The 442-nt window shown below is 38.3% G+C and carries 1 protein-coding gene; it reads left to right on the top strand.

What is annotated here, in order from left to right:
- Positions 1-245 precede the first annotated feature (245 nt).
- On the top strand, positions 246-442 hold a 197-nt coding region (locus B9T16_RS29365), incomplete at its 3' end, for a hypothetical protein (protein WP_410246465.1).

Here is a 442-nt window from a genome sequence, read left to right as displayed (position 1 = left end):
AAAAAAGTGCGATTATTATTGAGATTTGACAAAAGTACGGGAAAAAGAAATACCCTAGGAGAGAAAAGTTTGCACAGCTTAATTTGTTAAAAAATAATTCATACATTTACAGCCTTGAGACTGAATTGTAATTTTAAGCTAAAAAATTACACCTACTACCAAACGCTTTATTATTAATAATAACTCATTTTATGCGCAATTTACTKTTCACATTTTTAGGAATGCTAAGCATTTCCCTTTTGACGATGAGCTGCGGAAAATCCAAAACCGACGACGAAGTTCCTCTCGACATCAACCTAGCTGAAGAACTACCTGGCCGTTGGAGAGCCACCTATTTGCAAGCCGATCTCAACGTGGAAGTAGCAAATTGGCTGCGTCCGGAAGTCAAAATATCCAACATCATCCAGAGCGGGGGTGTGCAATTTGACGGTTCGGAAATGAA

Source organism: Arthrospira sp. PCC 8006, from assembly GCF_046480465.1.
Lineage (GTDB): Bacteria > Cyanobacteriota > Cyanobacteriia > Cyanobacteriales > Microcoleaceae > Limnospira > Limnospira platensis.
This window is presented reverse-complemented; position numbering and strand designations above follow the sequence as displayed.